Raw genomic sequence first — 20,754 nt, forward strand, 5'->3', positions numbered from 1 at the left:
GCACCGCCGAGCAGCGGAGCGGCAGGCGGATCAGGGCCGCGCGTGTTTGAGTGGAGCGCAGCGGAGCGAGTTTGCGCGGACCCCGCCTGTCGCGAGCAGCGCAGGGAAGCCCGAAGGGCCGGTGACGTCGGCCGGTCCAGGGCATACCGCCCGCCATCGCCGCCCCGAAGCAACGACAGGCGGAGAGCCGACATGAACCTCTCCAAGCCCTTCGTAGAGCGCCCCATCGCCACGATGCTCCTGACCATAGGCATCGCCCTGGCAGGCATCGTCGCCTTCTTCGTGCTGCCGGTCTCGCCGCTGCCCCAGGTCGACTATCCGACCATCTCGGTGCAGGCCAGCCTGGCGGGCGCCAGTCCGAGCACCATGGCCTCGAGCGTCGCCACGCCGCTGGAGCGAAGGCTGGGCATCATCCCGGGCGTCAACGAGCTGACCTCGACCAGTTCCAACGGCTCGGCCCGCGTCACGCTGCAGTTCGACCTGAGCCGCAACATCGACAGCGCCGCGCGCGAGGTGCAGGCCGCGATCAACGCCGCCCGCGCCGACTTGCCGGCCACGCTGCGCAGCAACCCGACCTACCGCAAGCGCAACCCGACCGCGGCCCCGGTCGTGATCCTGGCGCTGACCTCGAAGACCCGCACGCCGGGCCAGATCTACGAGGCGGTCTCGAACATCGTGAGCCAGCGGCTGTCGCAGGTCGAGGGCGTCGGCGAGGTCGAGATCGGCGGCGGTTCGCTGCCTGCGGTGCGGGTCGAGCTCGAGCCCTTTGCACTGAACCGCTTCGGCATCAGCACAGAGGACGTGCGCGCCGCGATCCAGGCCAACAACGCCAACCGGCCGAAGGGCGCGATCGAGACCGCCGACCGCCGGCTCCAGATCTACACGCCGGCACCGGGGCGCTATGCCGCCGAGTATCGCGACATGGTGATCGCCTGGCGCAACAACGCCGCGGTGCGACTGGGCGACGTCGCCCGCGTGATCGACAGCGTCGAGAACACGCGCACGCTGGGCTTGTTCAACGGCGAACCCGCGGTGATCGTGCTGGTGACGCAGTCGCCCGGCGCCAACATCATCGAGACCGTCGATGGCGTGCGCGAACTGCTGCCCGAACTGCGCGCGCAGCTGCCGCAGGACATCGACGTCCAGGTGGCGTCCGACCGCACCAACACCATCCGCGCCTCGCTGCGCGAGATCGAGATCACGCTGATGATCTCGGTGGCGCTGGTCGTGCTGGTGGTGGGCCTGTTCCTGCGCAAGGCGCGCGCCACCATCGTGCCGGCGGTGGCGACCGTGGTCTCGCTGCTCGGCACCTTCGGCATCATGTACCTGCTGGGCTACAGCCTCAACAACCTGAGCCTGATGGCGCTCACCGTCGCCACCGGCTTCGTCGTCGACGACGCGATCGTGGTGCTCGAGAACACCACCCGCCACGTCGAGGCCGGCATGAACCGCGTCGAGGCCGCGCTGCGCGGCGCCCGCGAGGTCGGCTTCACGGTGCTGTCGATCAGCCTGTCGCTGGTGGCGGTGTTCATCCCGCTGCTGTTCATGGGCGGCCAGGTCGGCCGGCTGTTTCGCGAATTCGCGGTCACGCTGTCGGCCTCGGTGCTGATCTCGCTGGTGATCTCGCTCACCACCACGCCGATGCTGTGCGCCATGCTGCTGCGCAGCGAGGCCGATGAAGCCAAGGGCAAGCCGCCCGGGCGCCTGCGCGCCTGGTTCGGCCGTGTCGGCGAGCGGGCCTGGAACGGCACGCTGCGCACCTACGCCCACAGCCTCGACTGGGCCCTGGCCAGCAAGGGTGTGGTCGTGGTGGTGCTGCTGGCGGTGATCGGCCTCAACGTCTATCTGTTCAACGCCATCCCCAAGGGCTACTTCCCGCAGCAGGACAACGGCCAGCTCAATGCCGGGCTGCGCGCCGACCAGAGCATCTCGTCGGCGGCCATCGCCGACAAGCTGCGCCAGGCGGTGGACATCATCCGCAAGGACCCGGCGGTCGACACGGTGGTCGGATTCTCGGGCGGGGGACGCTCGGGCGGCGGCTTCATGTTCGTCAACCTCAAGCCGGTGTCGCAGCGCACCGACAAGACCCAGGCGGTGATCGACCGCCTGCGCCCCCAGCTCAACCAGCTGACCGGCCTGCGCGTGTTCCTGAGCCCGGTGCAGGACCTGCGCATGGGCGGGCGCTCGAGCAACTCGAGCTACCAGTACACGCTCAAGAGCGACAACCTGGGCGACCTGCGCGCCTGGTCGACCAAGCTCGCCAACCGCCTGCGCGAGGAGACCGCGCTGACCGACGTCGACAGCGACGATGCGGACAATGGCGTCGAGACCTTCGTCGACGTCGACCGCGATGCCGCCGCCCGGCTCGGCGTGAGTTCGTCGGCGGTCGACAGCGCGCTCTACAACGCCTTCGGCCAGCGCTCGGTGGCGACCATCTACGACGAGCTGAACCAGTACTCGGTGGTGATGGAATGGGCGCCGCGCTTCCAGCGCTCGCCGATCGTGCTGAAGGACCTGTACGTGCCGTCGACCTTGCAGACCAGCACCGACGCCAACGGCCAGTCGATCACCAGTTCGATCAAGAACACGACCGACGCCAACACCGGCACCTCGACCACGGTGTCGGCCAATCCGGCCCTGCGCACCGCGTCCACCGGGCAGCAGATCGCCACCGACACCACGCTGATGGTGCCGTTGTCGGCCTTCGCCAAGCTCGGCGAGCGGGCGGTGCCGACCTCGATCGACCACCAGGACACCGAGCTCGCCAGCACGGTGTCGTTCAGCCTGGCCGACGGCGTCAGCCTGTCGGACGCCAAGCGCATCGTGGCGCAGGCCGAGGCCGACATCGCGATGCCGATCAACGTGCGCGGCAGCTTCCAGGGCACGGCGCTGGCGGCCCAGCAGTCGCAGGGCCAGCAGTGGTTCCTGATCGTCGCGGCGCTGGTGGTGATCTACATCGTGCTCGGGGTGCTCTACGAAAGCCTGGTGCATCCGATCACCGTGCTGACCACGCTGCCCTCGGCCGGGGTCGGCGCGGTGCTGGCGCTCTTGATGTTCCGCATGGAGTTCTCGATCATCGCGCTGATCGGCGTCTTCCTCTTGATCGGCATCGTCAAGAAGAACGCGATCCTGATCATCGACTTCGCGCTCGAGGCCGAACGCTCGCGCGGGCTCAGCGCCGTGGAAGCGGTGCGCGAGGCCTGCCTGCTGCGCTTCCGCCCGATCCTGATGACCACGCTGGCGGCCGCGCTCGGTGCGCTGCCGCTGGCGATCGGCTTCGGGCTGGGTTCGGAGCTGCGCCAGCCGCTGGGCGTCGCGATCATCGGCGGGCTGATCGCCAGCCAGCTGCTGACCTTGCTGACCACGCCGGTCGTCTATGTGCTGCTCGACAAGCTGCGCCGGCGGCCCGCCAATGAAAAGTCCCTGAGCCGCGGCGCCGATTCCGCCCCGCCCGGCACGCCCGATATCGCCTTGAATCCATGACTGCAGCCACACGTTCTTTCCCCCGCCTTCCCCTGGCACTGGCCCTGGCGGCGCTGCTGGCCGGCTGCGCCGTCGGCCCGGCCTACGAGCGGCCACCGGTGGCGGCGCCGGCCGCCTGGAAGTCGGCCCCGGCCGCTGCCGGCTGGCAACCCGCGGCACCGGCCGATGCCTTCGACCGCGGCGAGTGGTGGAAGCTCTTCGGCGACGCCACGCTCGACGATCTCGCGGCCCGCGTCCAGATCTCGAACCAGAACATTGCCGCCGCGGTCGCCAACTATGCGCAGGCCCAGGCACTGGTGCGCGGCCAGCGCGCGGCGCTGTTCCCGCAGGTCACGCTCGACGGCAGCGCGCGCCGTACCGGGGGCCGCGACATCTCGGCCGCCACCGCCTCCGCGGCCGCGCTGGGCGTCGACTGGCAGCCGGATGTCTGGGGCCGCCTGCGCCAGGCGGTCGACAGCGCGCAGGCCAACGCACAGGCCAGCGAGGCCGACCTGGCGGCGGCGCGCCTGTCGGCGGTGGGCGACCTCGCCACCAACTACTTCTCGCTGCGCGAAGCCGATGCCGAACTGCAGATCCTCGACGACACGCTCGAGGGCTACCTGCGCAGCCTGCAGATCACGCGCAACCGCTATGCCGCCAGCATCGCCGCCCAGAGCGACGTGCTGCAGGCCGAGACGCTGTACTCGAACACCCAGGCCGAGCGCGCGGCGCTGAAGCGCAACCGCGATGCGCTCGAGCATGCGATCGCGGTGCTGGTCGGGGTCGCGCCGGCCGACTTCAGCCTGCCGGTGGCCCAGTGGAAGATGACGGTGCCCGGCGTGCCTGCGGAGCTGCCGTCGACCTTGCTCGAGCGCCGGCCCGACATCGCGGCGGCCGAGCGCCAGGTGGCGGCGGCGAACGCGCAGATCGGCATCGCGCGCTCGGCCTACTACCCGAACTTCAGCCTGAGCGGCGGCATCAGCACCAGCGCATCGCGCATCGGCGACCTGTTCAATGCCTCGAACACGCTGTGGTCGCTCGGCCTGTCGGTCGCGCAGGTGGTGTTCGACGGCGGCGCGATCGGCGCCAGCGTCGATGCCGCCAAGGCCGGCCACGAGGCCGCGGTGGCGCGCTACCGCCAGACCGTGCTGGCCGCCTTCCAGAGCGTCGAGGACCAGCTGACCGCGGGCGGCAGCTTGGCGCAGCAGGAGGACCTGCGCCGCCAGAGCTCGGCCGCGGCCGACCGCACCGAGCAGCAGTTCCTGAACCGCTACCGGGCCGGCACCATCGACTACACCAGCGTGGTGGTGGCGCAGGTGTCGGCGCTCAACAGCCGGCGCGCGCTGCTGCAGGTGCAGGTCAACCGGCAGGTGGCCGCCATCACGCTGATCAAGTCGCTGGGTGGCGGCTGGCACGCCGAGTGGATGGCGCCGGCGCCGCAGCCGGTCGCCGCGGCCGCGCTGCCCAAGTCATGATTCAGGCGCCGCGCAGCCGCGGCGGCTGCAGGTAGGCGCCGGACTCGAACAACTGGGTTTCGGCCTGGTCGATGCGCTTCACGACCGGCTTGCCGGCGCGGCTCGCGAGGAGCTCCAGCAGCGCTTCGGCCAGCGCCGTGCCGGCCGCGACCGAGGGAAAGAACGACGGGCTCTGGATTGCGAACAGCAAGGTCTCGTCGGCCAGCAGCGACAGCGGCGAGGCCGCGCTGTCGGTCAGCGCCAACACCTTGCAGCCCGCCGCCCGGGCGGCCTCGGCCACCTGCAGCGCCTCGCGTGAATAGGGGGCGAAGCTGGCGACGACCAGCGCATCGCCCTTGCTCATCGCGCGCTGCTGCATCTCCAGCGAGCCGCCCTGGCCGTCGATCAGCTGCACGCTGGTGCGGAACATCCGGTACACGTAGACGAACGAGAAGGCGATCGGGAAGCAGGCCCTGAAGCCGGCGGCATGCACCGTGGCCGCCTTTTCGAGCAGGGCGCAAGCCTTCTGCAACGAGGCGGCGCTCTGCCGTTGCGTCGCCTCTAGGTTGCGGCGCTGCACCTCGAACATCTCCTCGACCAGGCCGCGGTCGGTCGCCCGGCCGACCAGCGTGCGGGCCCGCTCGCCGTAGGCCTCCGGCCCGAGCCCCATCTCCGACGCCACCGCTTCCTTGAACTGCGGCCAGCCGGCATAGCCCAGGTGCTGGGCGAAGCGCACCAGCGTGGCGGGGGTGCCGCCCGAGCGCGTGCCGATCGTGCGCATCGAATGAGTGACCACGTCATTGGGGTGGTCGAGCACGTACCTGGCCACCTGCTGCAGAGCGGGGCTCAGGCCGGCGAAGCGCTGGCGGAGATCGTCCTTGACGCCCATGGAAGTCCTGTCGTGGTTTGGAACGAATGTACCGGATGGAACGGAGGTGTTCCAGAATCCCTTGACGGAACAAATGTTCCAAACAATAATTCATTCGGTACATTAGTTCCATTCAGCCGACGCCATGACGCACGTCTTCCACCGCCATCTCCGCCACACCCCGCCGGTCGCCATTGCCGCGAGCGGCATGACGATCCGCGACGCCGCCGGCCGCGACTACCTCGACGCCTCCGGCGGCGCAGCGGTCTCCTCGCTGGGCCATGGGCATCCGGACGTGATCGCCGCGATGCACGCGCAGGTCGATCGCCTGGCTTATGCCCACACCAGCTTCTTCACCACCGAGGTGGCGGAGCAGTTGGCCGACGAGCTGATCGGCGGCGCGCCCGAGGGCATGAGCCATGTCTACCTGGTGAGCGGGGGCTCCGAGGCGGTCGAGTCGGCGCTCAAGATGGCGCGCCAGTATTTCGTCGAGATCGGCCAGCCGCAGCGCACCCACTTCATCGCCCGCCGCCAGAGTTACCACGGCAACACGCTGGGGGCGCTGGCCGTCGGCGGCAACGCCTGGCGGCGCGAGCCCTTCGCGCCGATCCTGGTGCCGGCCACGCACGTCTCTCCCTGCTATCCGTACCGCGAGCAGCACGAAGGCGAGAGCGCCGATCAGTACGGCGTGCGGCTCGCGGCCGAGCTCGAGGCGGCGATCCTGGCGCAGGGCGCCGACCGCGTGATCGCCTTCGTCGCCGAGACCGTCGGCGGCGCCACCGCCGGCGTGCTGACGCCGGTGCCGGGCTACTTCAAGGCCGTTCGCGAGGTCTGTGACCGCCATGGCGTGCTGCTGATCCTCGACGAGGTGATGTGCGGCATGGGCCGCTGCGGCACGCTGTACGCCTGCGAGCAGGAGGGCGTGGTGCCCGACCTGGTGACGGTCGCCAAGGGCCTGGGCGGCGGCTACCAGCCGATCGGCGCCGTGCTCGCGCAGCGCCGCATCGTCGAGGCGATGTCGCAGGGCAGCGGTTTCTTCCAGCATGGCCACACCTACCTCGGTCATCCGGTGGCTTGCGCGGCCGCACTGGCGGTGCAGCGGGTGATCCGGCGCGACGGCCTGCTGGCCAAGGTGCGGGATGACGGCGAAGCCTTCGGCGCGATGCTGCGCGAGGCGCTCGGCGACCATCCGCACGTGGGCGACATCCGCGGCCGCGGCTTCTTCTGGGGCGTCGAGCTGGTGGCCGAACGGGCCACCAAGTCGCCGTTCGCGCCGGGGTTGAAGCTGCACGCCCGGATCAAGAACGACGCGATGGCGCGCGGCCTGCTGTGCTATCCCTTCGGCGGCACGGTCGACGGCCGGCAGGGCGACCACGTGCTGCTGGCGCCTCCCTTCATTGCCACCCGGCAGGATCTGCAGGAGATCGCGACGCGGCTGGCCGGCGCGATCGACAGCGTCACGCGCGCCGCGCTGCGCTGACGCGCCGCAACGAATTCCCCCTTCGCCTTCACCCACCTGTTTCGAGGAGTTGCTCCATGGCCTTCGCTCGCCTGTCCCCGTTCGCCTTCGCCGCCCTGATGGCGGCCTGCACGCTGCTGCCGCTCACGACCGCCCAGGCCCAGGAGGGCGGCACGCTGGCCAAGGTCAAGGCCAGCGGCGCCATCACCGTCGGCTACCGCGAGTCGTCCTTCGGTTTTTCGTACCTCGATGCCAGCCTGAAACCGGTGGGCTACAGCATCGACATCTGCATGCGGATCGTCGACGCCATCAAGACCGAGCTCCGGATGCCGAGCCTGGAGGTCCGCTACCAGGCCGTGACCTCGGCCAACCGGATCCCGCTGGTGGCCAACGGCACGGTCGACATCGAATGCGGCTCGACCACCAACCTGGTCGAGCGGCAGAAGCAGGTGGCGTTCTCGCCCGACATCTTCCGCTACAACGTGCGCATGCTGGTGAAGGCCGATTCGGGCATCAGGGACATCGCCGACCTGCAGGGCAAGACGGTCGTCACCACCACGGGCACGACCTCGTTCCGGCTGCTGCGCGAGGCCGACAAGGGCAAGAACCTCGAGGTCACGAACGTCGCGGCGAAGGACCACACCGAGTCCTTCCTGCTGGTCGAGAACGGCCGCGCTCAGGCTTTCGTGCTGGACGACATCCTGCTGGCGGGCCAGATCGCCAACGCCCGCAGCCCGAAGGACTTCAGGATCACCGGCGAAAGCCTGCGCACCGAGAACCAGTCGCTGATGCTGCGCAAGGACGATCCCGAATTCAAGGCGCTGGTGGACCGCGTGGTCGGTGGCATGATGAAATCGGGCGAGATGGAAAAGCTCTACAACCGCTGGTTCATGTCGCCCATTCCGCCGAAGAACATCAACATCAACTACCCGCTCAACGCCGAGACCCGGGACGCTTTCGCGAATCCGTCGTCGAAGGGGATCTGAGCACCGCCGATGACCCGTATCGCACTCATCCACGCCCTGGCGCATTCGGTCGCGCCGATCAACGAAGCGCTGGCGCGCGAATGGCCCGAGGCCTTGCGCACTAACCTGCTCGACGACAGCCTGTCGGGCGATCTCGCTCGCGGCGGGCGCGGGCTCGACGAGGCCATGCACGAGCGTTTCCAGCGGCTGGCGCAGTACGCGGTCGACTGCGGCGCGCAAGGCATCCTCTTCACCTGCTCGGCCTTCGGTCCGTGCATCGAGGCGGTGGCGCGGCGCCACGCCGGCATGCCGGTGCTGAAGCCCAACGAGGCGATGATCGAGGAGGCCGCGGCCGGCGCCGGCACGCTGGGCCTGATCGCGAGCTTCGGGCCCACGCTCGAATCGATGCCGCCCGAATTCCCGCCCGGCGTGGCGCTCGAACTGGCGCTGGCCGAGGGCGCGCTCGAGGCCCTGAATGCCGGCGACGGCGAGCAGCACGATGCGCTGGTCGCCGCCCAGGCCAGGGGGCTGCGCGCGCGCGGCTGCACCCGCATCGCGTTGGCGCAGTTCAGCCTGGCGCGCGCCCGGGCGGCCTGCGAAGCGGCGTCGGGGCTGCCGGTGTTGACCACCGTCGACAGTGCGGTGCGCGCCCTGCGGCGGCGACTGGAAACGCGATGAACCCGCTGCTCGACAACATCGCCTGGAACACGCTCTCGGGCCCGCACGCCGGCTTCGCCACCGGCACCGACCGCGCCCGCCGCTACGCGCCCGGCTTTTCTCCGATCGTCGGGTTCGCGAATGCCGGCCATCCCGAGCTCGACGACCTGACACCGTTCTGCGCCCCCGGCGATCACTTCTACTGCATGGACTGGTCCGGCAGCGCACCCGCGGGCTGGCGCATCGATCTGGACTCGACCATGTTCAGGATGGTGTGGCAGGGCGCGATGCCGGACGACGACCCGGCTCTCGATGCCACGTCCTTGCGGCCGGAACATGCGGCCCAGGCGGTCGAACTGGCCGCGCTGACCCGCCCCGGGCCCTTCGGCCCGCGGACACCCGAGCTCGGCGACTACTTCGGCTGCTTCGAGGGCGACCGCCTGATCGCGATGGCCGGCGAACGCATGTGCGCCGGCACGCTGCGCGAGATCAGCGGCATCTGCACCCATCCCGACTACCAGGGGCGCGGCCTGGCGCGCCGGCTGGCCGCGAAGCTGATTCGCCGCCAGCTGCAGCGAGGCGAGACCCCGTTCCTGCATGTCATGCGTGACAACGAAGGCGCCCATGGGCTTTACCAGCGGATGGGCTTCAAGGACCATCGCGAGGTGGTGGTGCGCGTCATCTCGCCGTGTTGATCTGAACGGAACCTGACCGCCGCGATCGCGATAATCGACGCTCTTTCAAGGAGCGCGCGTGGATATCGTTTTGCTGGCCAAGGCCGCCATCATGGGCATCGTCGAGGGCCTGACCGAATTTCTTCCGATCTCGTCGACCGGCCATCTGATCCTCGCCGGTTCGCTGCTCGGCTTCGACGACGACAAGGCCAAGGTCTTCGACATCGCGATCCAGACCGGTGCCATCTTCGCGGTGGTGCTGGTCTTCTGGCACAAGATCCACTCGACCGTCGTGGCGCTGCCGCGCCAGCCGAAGGCGCGGCGCTTCGCGCTCAACGTGCTGATCGCCTTTCTGCCGGCGGTGGTGCTGGGCCTGCTGTTCGGCAAGGCCATCAAGGCCCACCTGTTCACGCCGACCGTGGTGGCGAGCACCTTCATCATCGGCGGCTTCATCATCCTGTGGGCCGAGCGGCGACCGCCGGGCTCGGTGCGGATCGAGAACGTCGACGACATGACGCCCTGGGATGCGCTCAAGGTCGGCCTGGTGCAGTGCTTCGCGATGATCCCCGGCACCAGCCGAAGCGGCTCGACCATCATCGGCGGCATGCTGCTCGGGCTGTCGCGCAAGGCGGCGACCGACTTCTCCTTCTTCCTCGCGATCCCGACCCTGATCGGCGCCGGCGCCTACAGCCTCTACAAGGAGCGTGCGCTGTTGTCGGTGGCCGACATCCCGCTGTTCGCGGTCGGCCTGGTGTTCTCGTTCGTGAGCGCATGGCTGTGCGTGCGCTGGCTGCTGCGCTACATCAGCACGCACGATTTCGTGCCTTTCGCCTGGTACCGGATCGCCTTCGGGATCGTGGTGCTGGCGACCGCGTGGAGCGGGGTCGTCACCTGGGCCGACTGAACGCCGGCAAGGGCTCAGTGCGGCGACGAGAGCTTCATCAGAACGATGCCGCAGACGATCAGTGCGCCGGCGGCGATCCGCATGAGGCTGGCCTGCTCGCCGAGTACCAGGATGCCGACCACGAAGGCGCCGACCGCGCCGATGCCGGTCCAGATCGTGTAGGCGGTACCGAGCGGCAGCGAGCGCATCGAGACCGACAGCAAGCCGAAGCTCGCGATCATGAGGACCAGCGTGAGGGCCGTGGGCCACGGGCGGCTGAAGCCCTCGGAGAGCTTCATCGAATAGGCCCATGCCACTTCGAGAATGCCGGCGATGACGAGATAGATCCAGGCCATGTGTCCCTCACTTCAAGAAAAAGCCGGGCCGTCCCGAATTGATTCCACTCGTCCGGGAGGTCGTCCTCCCGATGGGGCGGGATGATAGCAAGGGACCGCGGCGGTGCCGGCCGCCGCCGACGCGTCAGAGCAGGTTGCGCAGCGCCGCCTCGACCGCCGCGGCGGTGGCGATCGGCTTTTCCATCGGAAACAGGTGGGTGCCGTCGAGCATCATGATCCGCCCCTTGGTGACCTGCTGGGTCATCGCCATGCCGACCCGCTTCATCTCGACCGACTGGCGGCCGCCGACGAAGGCCGCGCGGCACTTCAGCGGATGGGCGCGCAGCAGGGCGCCCAGGTTGTGCGGGATGGTGTCGTAGATCGCGGTCTCGACATCGCGGTCGAAACTCAAGGCGCGTGAACTGGCCCCCACGCTCGGCACTGACGTGTCCTCGCTGCCGCCCGCGGGGGCCCTCGCGCCTTGGGGCGGCCCGGCGTCGCTCGCATCGTCGAGATCGAAGGTGCCGTGCTCGATGTAGTCGCGCAGCACGCGCTCGTCCCACTTGGCGAAGGCCTTCTTGCTGCGGAAATGCTCGAACACCGCCTCGCGGTGCTCCCAGGTGTTCCTGCGCTTGCGGCTGATCATGCCGGGGGACACGCTCTTCATCAGCGGCGTGCGCTTCATGAGGTTGATCGTGCCGGCGCGCCAGCCGCCGATCAGCGGCGAATCGAGCAGCACCACGCCGCGGGCGAGCGCCGGATGCAGGGCGGCGCACATCAGGCTCAGGAAACCGCCGAGCGAATGGCCGACCAGCAGCACCGGGGCGCCGGCCCGGTCGGCCCGCGCCTGCGCGAAGTCCGCCAGCTGCTGCACCAGGTGTGGCCAGTTGTCGGTGACCGGGTACTTGGGGTCATGGCCGAATTTCTCGACCGCATCGACGTCGAAGCCGCGGTTGCGCAGGCTGTCGAGCATCACGCGGTAGGTGCTCGCGGGAAAGCTGTTCCCGTGCGAGAAGATGACTGGAGGAAGCATGGCAAGGGGGCACCGGCGGGCGGCGCCGGGCACGGTCAGATCAGCTTTTCTTCGGGCGTCGAGATCTTGCGCAGCGGGCTGTGCCGCGTGGCCGGCATCTTCAGCGGATGCTCGGTGTAGGCGTCGTCCCAGACCGGGTCCTCGATGCTGTCGAACACCTCGCGCAGCTTCTGGCCCCAGCTGTTGTGCATCATCCGGTAGTAGGGGTTGTCGGCGTCGATGCAGATCACCTTGTCGGTGCGCAGGGTGTTGGCCTCGTACACCACCAGGTCGAGCGGCAGGCCGACCGACAGGTTCGACTTCATGGTCGAGTCCATCGACACCAGCGCGCACTTGGCGGCTTCGTCGAGCGGGGTCTCGGGTGTCAGCACGCGGTCGAGCACCGGCTTGCCGTACTTCGACTCGCCGACCTGGAAGTAGGGCGTCTCGGTGGTCGCCTCGATGAAATTGCCGGCTGCGTAGACCAGGAACAGGCGCATGCCCTCGCCCTTGACCTGGCCGCCGAAGATGAAGGAGACATTGAAGTCCAGCCCGGCGTGCTTGAGCGCCTCGGCATCGCGGTCGTACACGTGGCGCACGGCCGAGCCGAGCACGCGGGCGGCGTCGAACATGCTCTTGGCGTTCCAGATGGTGATCGGCGGGCTTTCCTCGCCGTTCTCCTTGGTTTCGCGCAGCTCTTCGATCTGGAGGATTTCCCGCACCGACTGCGAGATGCTCAGGTTGCCGGCCGACAGCAGCACCATGACGCGGTCGCCGGGCTGCTCGTAGACGATCATCTTGCGGAAGGTGCTGATGTGGTCCACGCCCGCATTGGTGCGCGAATCGGACAGGAACACCAGTCCGGCGTTGAGTTTGATGCCGACACAGTAGGTCATGAGTTCTTCTTGCACGAATCGAGCCATCAGCCCTGCTCGCGCATCTGGAGTTTCTTCAGTGTGTAGAGGGCCTCGAGCGCTTCGCGCGGGCTCATCGCATCGGGGTCGATCGCACTCAGCGCGGATTCTACGGCGCTCGCCAGCGGCGCCTCGGCCGCCGGCGGCGGCGCGAACAGATCGACCTGGGCGCGGGTCTGGGTCTGCTGCGATTCCAGGGCCTCCAGCGCCTGCCGCGCGTGGTTGACCACCGCCGCCGGCATGCCGGCCAGCCGCGCCACCTGGATGCCGTAGCTCTTGCTGGCCGGGCCGGGCTGCATCTCGTGCAGGAAGACGATGTCGCGGCCGGCCTCGGTGGCGCTCACGTGCATGTTGACCGCGCCGTGGTGGCTGGCCGGGAATTCGGTGAGCTCGAAATAGTGGGTCGCGAAGAGCGTGAAGGCGCGCGTGCGGTCGTGCAGCTGGGCGGCGATGCCGGCCGCCAGCGCCAGCCCGTCGAAGGTGCTGGTGCCGCGGCCGATCTCGTCCATGAGCACCAGCGAGTGGGCGGTGGCGCCGTGCAGGATCTGCGCCGCCTCGGTCATCTCGAGCATGAAGGTCGACTGTGCGTTGGCCAGGTCGTCGGCCGCGCCGATGCGGGTGTGGATGGCGTCGATCGGCCCGAGCCTGCAGGCCGCGGCCGGCACGTGCGAGCCGATGGACGCCAGCAGCACGATGATCGCGACCTGCCGCATGTAGGTCGACTTGCCGCCCATGTTGGGGCCGGTGATGACCTGCATGCGCTGCTGGGGGCCGAGGCGGGTGTCGTTGGCGATGAACGCGCCCGAAGATTTCTCGGCCAGCCGGGCTTCGACCACCGGATGGCGGCCCTGTTCGATCTCGATGCAGGGATGGGCGACGAAACTCGGCGCCCGCCAGTGCAGTGCATGCGAGCGCTCGGCCAGTGCGCAGAGGGCGTCGAGCGTGGCGATGGCGCCGGCCAGCCGGGTCAGCGCGGCCACCGACGGCTGGAGGGCGTCGAGCAGCTGCTCGTAGAGCCACTTCTCGCGCGCCAGTGCGCGGTCCTGCGCCGACAGCGCCTTGTCCTCGAAGGCCTTGAGCTCGGGCGTGATGAAGCGCTCGGCGTTCTTCAGTGTCTGGCGCCGGCGGTAGTTGTCGGGCACCTTGGCCAGCGCGCTCTGCGTGACCTCGATGTAGAAGCCGTGCACGCGATTGAACTGCACCCGCAGGTTGCTGATGCCGGTGCGCTCGCGTTCGCTGGCCTCGAGCTGGAGCAGAAAGTCGTCGCAGTTTTCGCTGATGGCGCGCAGCTCATCGAGCTCGGCATCGTGGCCGCTGGCGATCACGCCGCCGTCGCGGACCAGCGCCGAGGGCTCCGGGGTGATCGCGGCGACCAGCAGTTCGGCGCAGCCGGAGGGTGGCGCCAGCTGGTCGGCCAGTTGCGCCAGCAGCGCCGATGCACCGGGCAGGGCGGGTGCCAGCTGCCCGGCCTTGGCCAGCGCCATCCGCAGGGCCAGCAGCTCGCGCGGGCGCGCCTGCCTGAGCGAGATGCGGGCCGCGATGCGTTCGACGTCGCTGGTGTTCTTGAGCTGGTCGCGCAGGGTGCGCCAGGGGGCCGCGGTGCCACCGGGCGGCGGGGCCTGCAGCGCGGCGATCGCTTCGAGCCGCGACTGGGCCGCGCCGCGGTCGCGTCGGGGCGCCAGCAGCCAGCGCTTGAGCAGCCGGCTGCCCATCCCGGTCATGCAGGTGTCGAGCAGCGAGAACAGGGTGGGCGACTCTTCGCCGCGCAGGGTCTGGACCAGCTCGAGGTTGCGCCGGGTGGTCGGCGGCAGTTCGATCAGTTCGCCGTCGCGCTCGACCGCCAGCCGCTGAACGTGCGCCAGCGCCCGGCCCTGGGTGTGCTCGGCATAGCCCAGCAGCGCGGCGGCGGCGGCATGGGCGTTGGCGAGCGATTCGGCATTCCAGGCCGCCAGGTTGGTGCTGCCCATCTGCTCGCACAGCTTGCGCTCGCCGAGGCCGCCGTCGAACTGCCAGGCCGGCCGCAGCGACAGGGTGAAGGGGGTGGCGCCGCGCGCTGCCTTCAGGCGTTGCTCGAAGGCGGGCGTGACCTCGGCGCTGTAGAGCAGTTCGCTCGGTGCGATCCGTGCGATCCAGGCTTCGAGGGCGTCGGACGGGCATTCGGCGAGCCGCAGCTCGGCACCCGTGACGCTGAGCCAGGCCAGGCCGCAGAAGTTGCGCGCACCCGCATGCACGGCCAGCAGCAGCGATTCGCTCTTGTCGTTGAGCAGTTCGGCATCGGTCAGCGTGCCCGGCGTGACCACCCGCACCACCTTGCGCTCCACCGGTCCCTTGCTGGCGCCGACTTCGCCGACCTGCTCGCAGATGGCGACCGATTCGCCGAGTTTGATCAGCCGGCCCAGGTAGGTATCGACAGCGTGAAAGGGAACGCCGCACATCACGACCGGCTGGCCGGCGGACTGGCCGCGCTGGGTCAGCGTGATGTCGAGCAGCCGCGCGGCCTTCTCGGCGTCGGCGTAGAACAGCTCGTAGAAGTCGCCCATCCGGTAGAACAGAAGGGTGTCGGGATGGTCGGCCTTGAGGCCGAGGTACTGCGCCATCATGGGGGTGTGGCCGGAAAGGTCAGGCTTCGCAGGCGCTTGATGGGCAAGGCCTTTTTGCGCTATCCCTTTGATTTCAATAGGGATATCACGGTCTTCGACGATCTGGTTCAACTTGCGGGCACCTAACAAAACTTGGCCGTTGCAGCCGGGCCCGCACATTATGGTGGACGGTTGTCCGGGCCTCGGCTCGGCCAGGGACTGCTCGCCGGGGACTCCTGCGCTGATTCGGCGCCTGCCGGCGCGCCGGCCTCTTCAGCCTTGCATCGCCGACCGGGCCGCGTCGGCGAGGAAGCGGCTGCGGTTGGTGTTGTGCGTCCGCGTGTAAGCGTCGATCTTGGCCAGCAGGCGGCCCGGCAGCGTGATGTTGATCTTCTCTGCCTTGCCTTCGTAGCGCGTCACGTCCACTTCCACGACGCCCCATGTCCAGCCCGCGTACTCGGGGTCTGCCATGTGCGCGGCCATCGGCTTCAGCGCAGGGATCTCGGCGCCGTCCTCGGCCAACGCCTCCAGAAAGGCGTCGATCGCTTCCTTCGCGTGGTCGAAGGCTTCCTCCAGCGTGTCTCCCGCCGAGAAGCACCCGGGCAGGTCGGGCACGGCCACGCCGAAGGCCGTCTTGTCGGTCCCTGGCTCGATGGCAATGAGGAATTTCATGATGGACTCCTTTACTTCAACCCGGCCTGCTTGAGCAGCTTCTGGACAAGGCCGATGCCCAGGTCTTTCTTCGGATTCGGCACAGTGATGTGACCCGGCTTGCCAGGGTGGTTGAACACGTGGTGGCTGCCGCGCACCGAGCGAAGCGTCCAGCCATCGGCTTCGAGCTTCTTGACGATGGCTGCGCTGCGCATGGTGGTTATTATAACCACCAGAAATCATCGATGGCCACCACAAGCCGGCACGGACACGCCGAGGCCCGACTCGTGCGCACAATCTGTATCAATTGCACCGCCAGCGCCATTTCGCGATGGGCCGGAGAATCTACAGATGAACGACAAAAGCGATTTCGGATTGATCGGCCTGGCCGTCATGGGCCAGAACCTGGTGCTGAACGTGGAAAGCCACGGCTTCCAGGTCAGCGTCTACAACCGCACCGAGGCCACCACCGAGGCCTTCGTCGCCGCCAACCCCGGCAAGAAGCTGGTCGGCGCCAAGACGCTCGAGGACTTCGTCCAGAGCCTGGCTCGGCCGCGCAAGATCCAGATCATGGTGAAGGCCGGCGCACCGGTCGACCAGGTGATCGAGCAACTCATCCCGCTGCTCGACAAGGACGACATCGTCATCGACGGCGGCAACAGCCTCTACACCGACACCGAGCGCCGCGATGCCTACCTCGCGGGCAAGGGCCTGCGCTTCATCGGCGCCGGCGTGTCGGGCGGCGAGGAAGGAGCGCGCAAGGGGCCGTCGATCATGCCGGGCGGACCGCTCTCCACCTGGGAAGTGATGAAGCCGATCTTCGAGAGCATCGCGGCCAAGGTGGACGGCGAGCCTTGCGTGATCCACATCGGGCCGGGCGGCGCCGGGCACTACGTCAAGATGGTCCACAACGGGATCGAATACGGCGACATGCAGCTCATCTGCGAGGCCTACAGCCTGTTCAAGGCGGCCGGCTTCACGACCGACGAGATGGCCGCGATCTTCGATGAATGGAACGAGGGCGAGCTGCAAAGCTATCTGATCCAGATCACCGCCAAGGCGCTCGGACAAAAAGACCCGGAGACCGGCAAGCCGATCGTCGACGTCATTCTCGACAAGGCCGGCCAGAAGGGCACCGGCCAGTGGACGCTGATCAATGCCGCCGAGAACGCGGTGGTCATCAGCACCATCAACGCCGCCGTCGAGGCCCGCGTGCTGTCGTCGCAGAAGAAGCAGCGCGTGGCGGCCAGCCGGCTGCTGCAGGGCCCGAAGATCGCGCTGTCGCTGGAAAAGAAGGCGCTGGTGACCAAGGTCCACGATGCGCTCTATGCGTCGAAGGTCATCAGCTACACCCAGGGCTTCGATCTCATCAAGACCATGGGCGACAAGAAGGACTGGGGCCTCGACCTCGGCCGCATCGCGGCGATCTGGCGCGGCGGCTGCATCATCCGGGCCCGATTCCTGAACCGCATCACCGACGCCTTTCGCACCGACCCCGCGCTCGGCAACCTGATGCTCGACCCCTTCTTCAAGGACCTGCTGAACCGCACCCAGCAGAACTGGCGCGAAGTGGTCGCGCTGGCGGTCGGCAACGGCATCCCGGTGCCTGCGTTCAGCGCCTCGCTGGCCTACTACGACAGCTACCGCACCGAGCGTCTGCCGGCGAACCTGCTGCAGGCGCAGCGCGACTTCTTCGGTGCCCACACCTACGAGCGGACCGACCAGCCCGAAGGCCGGTTCTTCCATACCGAATGGCCCGAGGTGATCGGCTGAGCCTGCGGCTCTAAGCCGAATTGCGCCAGATGCGGCCGATCACGACCTGGTTGTTCAATGTGAAGTCGTTGTAGGCGTCCAGTTCTTCCTGCGAGCGGTTCGCACGCCGGAGCGCGTCCGCGACCTCCCGGGCGTTGCTTTCGTGCCGCGCATACAGCGTGCGCAGCGTTTCCACCGGCAATGACTGCAGAAGACTTTCGAGCAGGACGTTGCCGGCGATGAACTGGCCACGCAACTGCGCGAGCGACATCTCGTTCTTCACGTCGATCCCCTTCAAGAGTAGGTGGCTCGGGCCGGTGACATTTTGCTTCGGAATGAACACGGCGAGGGTCGGCCTTTTGCGCTACCTTCCGGGTCATGAGCAAGAAGTCCGCCCGCCGTGAATACCTCCAGGCCGTCGCCGAGTTCGACGCCGGCTGCGAGCGCTTCGCGCGTGGCATGGCCCGGATCCTCGAGACGCCTCTGCCGACGGCAGTGAGCCTCGTTCAGCAGCTGGGGCCGAGGAAGCCGGCGAAGCGGGCGCCGCGTTCCGAGCCGGCGGGCGCCGGCGGCATCCGCAGGGCCTGACGAGCCACTCCCAAGAAATGATGAGGCAAGGCACGAGGGCTGCAGTAAGCTGCCGGCGTGAAGCAACTCCAACCACTCCTTCTTTTCGGTGCCGTCGTCTTCGCTGGCCTTGCATGGTCGGCGGAGCCTTCGACCCCACCGGCGACCCAATCCAAACGGGCCTGCCACTGGGACCGGCAGACCGGCCGGATGATCTGCCAGCGGACCCGCGTACCCGGCACCGGCGCGCCGCCGCCGGTGGCGGAGCCGAAGCCCCAGCAAGGCGGCACGCCCTGACGGCCTGCAGGAGGCGCAGAGTCGGCCGAAGGTTGCCGCTCAGGCCTGGCCGCGCCGGCGGCGGGCCACGCGGACAGCCTCGACCCAGGTGTCGATGTTGAAGCGCTGGCCCGATTCGGCGATGCGCGCCGAGGCGATGCGGTGCAGCGGCAAACGCCGCGTGTCGCCCGGCAGTTCGCCGTGGCCGACGATGATCTTCTTCTGAAGGTCGAGCTGGTCGACCTGCAGGATGCACTCGATCTTCCGGTCCTGGCCATCGAAGTACCGGACCCGGATGCGCGGCGTCTCGTCGACGATCGCGTGTTCGCCCTTGCCCTGGATGAACCACTCGGGCAGCGTGTCGGGCACCGAGTCGCCCGAGGGGTTGGTCCCGCCGCGCACGGTCGGGATTTCCAGCGGCACATGGCCGGAACGAACCCTCGCGGCCTCGATGCGGCGTTCCATTTCGCGGCGACCAGCGACCCGTCGCCATGCCCACATCAGGGCCAACAGCAGCGCGCCAGTCAGCACGGCGATCAATATCTGCCAGTGCGCAGGTCCGGTGCTCATCGGTTCAACTCCCTCGGCGCACGCGCCGCCTAATTCCAAAGTACTCAGTTTCTTGAATTTTGGGACCATGAGCCGTCATCGTCAAACGGCTGCGCGGCATAGCGCGTTTGGGGGAGAGCCGCCGGCGCTCAGTCCTCGTGGGTGTCGTGCGTGGCGGCGGCGCCGCGGCGCCAGTAGCCGGCCGCCTTGACCCATTTCGGGTGGGCGCCGCGCTCGCCCACGAGATGGGCGCGAAGGGCCTTGGCGGCGCTGGACTCGCAGGCCACCCAGGCGTGGAAGTCACCTTCGGGCAGGGTCAGGCGGCGCAGTGCATCGAGCAGCGGCGATCCGGTGCCCGGCTCCGCGCCGCGGCGGTGCACCCACTGGAGGTCGAGGGCGGCCTGGGTGTCGAAGGAGATTTCGTCGGCTTCGCTGTCGACTTCGGCCAGCACCACGGCGCGCGCGCCGGCGGGCAGTTCGGCCAGCCGGCGCGAGATCGCGGGCAGCGCCGTGTCGTCGCCGATCAGCAGGTGCCAGTCGAAGGCGGTCGGGATGATGAAGGAGCCGCGCGGGCCGCCGACGCCGACCACGTCGCCGGGCCGGGCCGCTTCGGCCCATTGCGTGGCCGGACCGGCATCGTGCAGCGCGAAGTCGATCTCGAGCGTGCCGGCCTGGGCATCGTGGCGGCGCGGCGTGTAGTCGCGCATGGCCGGCTTCGGTCCGGGCGGCCAGACCGGGCCTTCGGGGCCGGTCGTGGGCACCGTGAGTTGTCCGGTCGCGGCATCGGGAAAGAAGACCTTGGCGTGGTCGTCGAAGCCCGGGCTCGTGAATCCGGCGAGCTCGTCGCCGCCGAGCGTGATCCGGATCAGGTGCGGCGTGAGGCGCTGCACGCGACGGACTTCGAGCTTGCGGAAGCGCAGGTCGTGGCGCAAGCGGCGAGGCAGACGGTCGGGGGTGGACGAAGCGATGGAGGTGTCGTTCATGAGGTTCCGATGCGATCCAGTTGTTGGGCGGCGTGGTCGAGCACCGCGGCGAATTCGTGGGCCTGTTGTTCGGTGAGGGGGGCGCCGGCGAGGCGCAGCCGCATCGCCAGCTTGAGGTTCTCGATGGCGCGAACGACCTGTGGCGGACGGCCGGCGCGCGGGCCGGCACCGTCGACGCCGCCGGCCATGCGGGCCATCATCTCGTCGACGGTCGCGCGATGGGCGGCGAGGTAGTCGAGGCCGCCCGCGGTGACGCTGTAGCGCTTGCGCCCGCCGCCGTCGGCGGCATCGACGCTGACACAGCCCAGTTCCTCGAGCAGTGTCAGGGTCGGGTAGACGATGCCGGGGCTGGGACTGTAGCGGCCGCCGAGGCGCTCTTCGATGGCCTTGATCAGTTCATAGCCGTGGCTCGGCTTGTCGGCGATCAGCTGCAGCAGCACGAAGCGCAGCCCGCCGTGGCCGAAGATCCGGCCGCCGCCGCGCCCGCCGCGGTGTTCGCCCGCTTCGGCCCGGCCGCCGCCGCCGAGCCCGTCGGCGTGTTCAGCGCGCCGGCTGCCGTGTAGAAAGTGTCTGCAATCTCGCATGGTGTGTCCTTGAATTCGTTATCTATTTTAGAAAAGATATATCTAAATGATATCGAAGTCAAGATGCATCCCGGGCATTCGTGACAGAGGCCCGGATTCGGCGGGGTTGTCGGGACAGGGAGCACTTGAA

General features: G+C 68.6%; 20 protein-coding genes. 9 read left to right on the plus strand and 11 right to left on the minus strand.

Features of this window, described 5'->3' with window-relative positions; genetic code table 11:
• Nucleotides 1-192 precede the first annotated feature (192 nt).
• The gene (locus QTI17_RS04325) at nt 193-3,483 is read left to right on the plus strand and encodes an efflux RND transporter permease subunit (protein ID WP_286531340.1); all 3,291 of its coding nucleotides are present in this window, start codon (nt 193-195) and stop codon (nt 3,481-3,483) included.
• Nucleotides 3,480-4,937, plus strand: a complete 1,458-nt coding sequence (locus QTI17_RS04330; RefSeq protein WP_286531342.1) for an efflux transporter outer membrane subunit — start codon at nt 3,480-3,482, stop codon at nt 4,935-4,937. Before QTI17_RS04325 ends, QTI17_RS04330 begins: the two co-directional genes overlap by 4 nt.
• A 1-nt stretch (nt 4,938) precedes the next feature.
• Here the strand turns inward: QTI17_RS04330 and QTI17_RS04335 are convergent, their stop codons facing one another.
• The gene (locus QTI17_RS04335; protein WP_286531344.1) at nt 4,939-5,805 is read right to left on the minus strand and encodes a MurR/RpiR family transcriptional regulator; all 867 of its coding nucleotides are present in this window, start codon (nt 5,803-5,805) and stop codon (nt 4,939-4,941) included.
• A 124-nt stretch (nt 5,806-5,929) separates the two neighbouring features.
• Here QTI17_RS04335 and QTI17_RS04340 point away from each other — a divergent pair, with 124 nt between their 5' ends.
• From QTI17_RS04340 to QTI17_RS04360, 5 genes are read left to right on the plus strand one after another with little or no spacing between them, the layout of a single operon-like run.
• The gene (locus tag QTI17_RS04340; protein ID WP_286531347.1) at nt 5,930-7,264 is read left to right on the plus strand and encodes an aspartate aminotransferase family protein; all 1,335 of its coding nucleotides are present in this window, start codon (nt 5,930-5,932) and stop codon (nt 7,262-7,264) included.
• A gap of 56 nt (nt 7,265-7,320) precedes the next feature.
• Nucleotides 7,321-8,229 (plus strand): transporter substrate-binding domain-containing protein, encoded by a 909-nt coding sequence (locus tag QTI17_RS04345; protein ID WP_286531350.1) that lies wholly within the window; start codon nt 7,321-7,323, stop codon nt 8,227-8,229.
• 9 nt (nt 8,230-8,238) lie between these two features.
• Nucleotides 8,239-8,886 (plus strand): aspartate/glutamate racemase family protein, encoded by a 648-nt coding sequence (locus QTI17_RS04350; RefSeq protein WP_286531352.1) that lies wholly within the window; start codon nt 8,239-8,241, stop codon nt 8,884-8,886.
• Nucleotides 8,883-9,560 carry a GNAT family N-acetyltransferase gene (locus tag QTI17_RS04355; RefSeq protein ID WP_286531353.1) on the plus strand — a complete coding sequence of 226 codons (678 nt, stop codon included), beginning with the start codon at nt 8,883-8,885 and terminating at the stop codon, nt 9,558-9,560. The genes QTI17_RS04350 and QTI17_RS04355 overlap by 4 nt, the downstream gene beginning before the upstream one ends.
• 58 nt (nt 9,561-9,618) lie before the next feature.
• Nucleotides 9,619-10,443 (plus strand): undecaprenyl-diphosphate phosphatase, encoded by an 825-nt coding sequence (locus QTI17_RS04360; RefSeq protein ID WP_286531354.1) that lies wholly within the window; start codon nt 9,619-9,621, stop codon nt 10,441-10,443.
• A gap of 14 nt (nt 10,444-10,457) precedes the next feature.
• Here QTI17_RS04360 and QTI17_RS04365 read toward each other — a convergent pair whose 3' ends face one another.
• The 6 genes from QTI17_RS04365 to QTI17_RS04390 all read right to left on the minus strand — a co-directional run bounded on the left by QTI17_RS04365 (nt 10,458) and on the right by QTI17_RS04390 (nt 16,128).
• Nucleotides 10,458-10,778, minus strand: coding sequence for a DMT family transporter (locus QTI17_RS04365; RefSeq protein ID WP_286531355.1), 321 nt, complete (start codon nt 10,776-10,778; stop codon nt 10,458-10,460).
• A gap of 124 nt (nt 10,779-10,902) precedes the next feature.
• A complete protein-coding gene (locus QTI17_RS04370) occupies nt 10,903-11,790 on the minus strand; it encodes an alpha/beta hydrolase (protein WP_286531357.1) in 888 nt (295 codons plus the stop codon).
• A 35-nt stretch (nt 11,791-11,825) separates the two neighbouring features.
• On the minus strand, nt 11,826-12,665 hold the full coding sequence (locus tag QTI17_RS04375; RefSeq protein ID WP_286522766.1) for a proteasome-type protease: 840 nt from the start codon (nt 12,663-12,665) through the stop codon (nt 11,826-11,828).
• 26 nt (nt 12,666-12,691) lie between these two features.
• A complete protein-coding gene (mutS, locus tag QTI17_RS04380) occupies nt 12,692-15,283 on the minus strand; it encodes a DNA mismatch repair protein MutS (RefSeq protein ID WP_286531359.1) in 2,592 nt (863 codons plus the stop codon).
• A gap of 252 nt (nt 15,284-15,535) precedes the next feature.
• Nucleotides 15,536-15,934 carry a type II toxin-antitoxin system HicB family antitoxin gene (locus QTI17_RS04385; RefSeq protein ID WP_286531362.1) on the minus strand — a complete coding sequence of 133 codons (399 nt, stop codon included), beginning with the start codon at nt 15,932-15,934 and terminating at the stop codon, nt 15,536-15,538.
• Between the two features lie 11 nt (nt 15,935-15,945).
• Nucleotides 15,946-16,128, minus strand: coding sequence for a type II toxin-antitoxin system HicA family toxin (locus QTI17_RS04390; RefSeq protein WP_286531364.1), 183 nt, complete (start codon nt 16,126-16,128; stop codon nt 15,946-15,948).
• A gap of 136 nt (nt 16,129-16,264) precedes the next feature.
• Here QTI17_RS04390 and gnd point away from each other — a divergent pair, with 136 nt between their 5' ends.
• Complete coding sequence (gene gnd, locus QTI17_RS04395; protein ID WP_286531365.1) at nt 16,265-17,686, plus strand: decarboxylating NADP(+)-dependent phosphogluconate dehydrogenase; 1,422 nt, start codon at nt 16,265-16,267, stop codon at nt 17,684-17,686.
• Nucleotides 17,687-17,696: 10 nt separating this feature from the next.
• On the opposite strand, the gene QTI17_RS04400 is transcribed toward gnd, so the two are convergent.
• Entirely contained in the window at nt 17,697-17,948 is a 252-nt protein-coding gene (locus tag QTI17_RS04400) for a hypothetical protein (protein ID WP_286531367.1), read from the minus strand.
• 95 nt (nt 17,949-18,043) lie between these two features.
• Between QTI17_RS04400 and QTI17_RS04405 the strand changes: the two genes are divergently transcribed.
• Nucleotides 18,044-18,253 carry a hypothetical protein gene (locus QTI17_RS04405; RefSeq protein ID WP_286531369.1) on the plus strand — a complete coding sequence of 70 codons (210 nt, stop codon included), beginning with the start codon at nt 18,044-18,046 and terminating at the stop codon, nt 18,251-18,253.
• 315 nt (nt 18,254-18,568) lie between these two features.
• On the opposite strand, the gene QTI17_RS04410 is transcribed toward QTI17_RS04405, so the two are convergent.
• From QTI17_RS04410 to QTI17_RS04420, 3 genes are all read right to left on the minus strand, one after another.
• The gene (locus QTI17_RS04410; protein ID WP_286531370.1) at nt 18,569-19,078 is read right to left on the minus strand and encodes a hypothetical protein; all 510 of its coding nucleotides are present in this window, start codon (nt 19,076-19,078) and stop codon (nt 18,569-18,571) included.
• Nucleotides 19,079-19,206: 128 nt separating this feature from the next.
• Nucleotides 19,207-20,040, minus strand: coding sequence for a siderophore-interacting protein (locus tag QTI17_RS04415; RefSeq protein ID WP_286531372.1), 834 nt, complete (start codon nt 20,038-20,040; stop codon nt 19,207-19,209).
• Entirely contained in the window at nt 20,037-20,624 is a 588-nt protein-coding gene (locus QTI17_RS04420) for a PadR family transcriptional regulator (protein ID WP_286531374.1), read from the minus strand. The genes QTI17_RS04415 and QTI17_RS04420 overlap by 4 nt, the downstream gene beginning before the upstream one ends.
• Between the last annotated feature and the right edge of the window lie 130 nt (nt 20,625-20,754).

The organism is Variovorax sp. J31P179, from assembly GCF_030316985.1.
In the GTDB taxonomy this organism is placed as follows: domain Bacteria; phylum Pseudomonadota; class Gammaproteobacteria; order Burkholderiales; family Burkholderiaceae_C; genus Variovorax; species Variovorax ginsengisoli_B.

Coding starts and splice junctions, on each gene's coding strand:
- QTI17_RS04325 (WP_286531340.1), top strand. CDS start 193: ATGAACCTCTCCAAGCCCTTCGTAGAGCGCCCCATCGCCACGATGCTC.
- QTI17_RS04330 (WP_286531342.1), top strand. CDS start 3,480: ATGACTGCAGCCACACGTTCTTTCCCCCGCCTTCCCCTGGCACTGGCC.
- QTI17_RS04335 (WP_286531344.1), bottom strand. CDS start 5,805: ATGGGCGTCAAGGACGATCTCCGCCAGCGCTTCGCCGGCCTGAGCCCC.
- QTI17_RS04340 (WP_286531347.1), top strand. CDS start 5,930: ATGACGCACGTCTTCCACCGCCATCTCCGCCACACCCCGCCGGTCGCC.
- QTI17_RS04345 (WP_286531350.1), top strand. CDS start 7,321: ATGGCCTTCGCTCGCCTGTCCCCGTTCGCCTTCGCCGCCCTGATGGCG.
- QTI17_RS04350 (WP_286531352.1), top strand. CDS start 8,239: ATGACCCGTATCGCACTCATCCACGCCCTGGCGCATTCGGTCGCGCCG.
- QTI17_RS04355 (WP_286531353.1), top strand. CDS start 8,883: ATGAACCCGCTGCTCGACAACATCGCCTGGAACACGCTCTCGGGCCCG.
- QTI17_RS04365 (WP_286531355.1), bottom strand. CDS start 10,778: ATGGCCTGGATCTATCTCGTCATCGCCGGCATTCTCGAAGTGGCATGG.
- QTI17_RS04370 (WP_286531357.1), bottom strand. CDS start 11,790: ATGCTTCCTCCAGTCATCTTCTCGCACGGGAACAGCTTTCCCGCGAGC.
- QTI17_RS04375 (WP_286522766.1), bottom strand. CDS start 12,665: ATGACCTACTGTGTCGGCATCAAACTCAACGCCGGACTGGTGTTCCTG.
- mutS (WP_286531359.1), bottom strand. CDS start 15,283: ATGATGGCGCAGTACCTCGGCCTCAAGGCCGACCATCCCGACACCCTT.
- QTI17_RS04385 (WP_286531362.1), bottom strand. CDS start 15,934: ATGAAATTCCTCATTGCCATCGAGCCAGGGACCGACAAGACGGCCTTC.
- QTI17_RS04390 (WP_286531364.1), bottom strand. CDS start 16,128: ATGCGCAGCGCAGCCATCGTCAAGAAGCTCGAAGCCGATGGCTGGACG.
- gnd (WP_286531365.1), top strand. CDS start 16,265: ATGAACGACAAAAGCGATTTCGGATTGATCGGCCTGGCCGTCATGGGC.
- QTI17_RS04405 (WP_286531369.1), top strand. CDS start 18,044: ATGAGCAAGAAGTCCGCCCGCCGTGAATACCTCCAGGCCGTCGCCGAG.
- QTI17_RS04410 (WP_286531370.1), bottom strand. CDS start 19,078: ATGAGCACCGGACCTGCGCACTGGCAGATATTGATCGCCGTGCTGACT.
- QTI17_RS04415 (WP_286531372.1), bottom strand. CDS start 20,040: ATGAACGACACCTCCATCGCTTCGTCCACCCCCGACCGTCTGCCTCGC.
- QTI17_RS04420 (WP_286531374.1), bottom strand. CDS start 20,624: ATGCGAGATTGCAGACACTTTCTACACGGCAGCCGGCGCGCTGAACAC.